Source organism: Cyanobium sp. NIVA-CYA 375 (assembly GCF_056108345.1).
Genome location: NZ_JBSYHW010000339.1, coordinates 1 through 678, shown reverse-complemented (window position 1 = coordinate 678; position 678 = coordinate 1). Strand labels below are relative to the sequence as shown.

The 678-nt window shown below is 68.9% G+C and carries 1 protein-coding gene; it reads right to left on the bottom strand.

Annotated features, from left to right (window positions below):
* Positions 1-216 precede the first annotated feature (216 nt).
* On the bottom strand, positions 217-678 hold a 462-nt coding region (locus AC01FP_RS18450; protein WP_474482317.1), incomplete at its 5' end, for a hypothetical protein.

The following is a 678-nucleotide window of genomic DNA, read 5'->3' as shown; positions in this document are numbered from 1 at the left end:
CTTCGGCCAGGGCTGCGGCATCCTCGTAGGTCGGCAGGTGCCGGGCCTGGTGTGCCTTCCAGCTGTCAGGGTTCCATTCGCGAGCCATTGTCCGTCTTCACTTCATCGTCTGCACAGGCGCGGCAATGCGCCAGCCTCCCCTCAAGCCGATGGACCGGGCATTCGCAAGCGCAATAATTCTGCATCGCGCCAAGGCTGGCCTTGGCGCAGCGGCGCTCAGCGGCCCGTCACGGCCTGGGCCCTGGCACTGTTCTCCCCCGCCAGCGATTGCCCCTCCGGGATCACCGCCAGCCGCCAACCGGGCTGGCCGCCGAAGTACTTTGCTGCCAGCGCCTGCATCGCCTCGGGCGTGGTCTGGGTATAGTCGACCAGCAGCGAGCGCAGCAGCAAGACCCGCTGCGGGTCATGCGTCGCGCCGGCCAGCTGGTACATCCAGAACTGGTTACCGGTCGCTGCACGCTGGACCAGCTGGCGCAGCGGCTCGGTCACCCGGGCGAGCTCATCGGGGCTGACCGGATTGGCGGTGAGGTCGGCGGCGATCCGCTCGGCCACTTCGAAAAACACCTGCACGTCTTCCGGCCGCAGCTGGCTGACCGCGGTGATCGTCCCCCCGGCGGCGAGATCGACCGGCCAGCTGGAGCTGATCTGCGGCGCATAGCTCGCTCCGGCGCGCTCGCG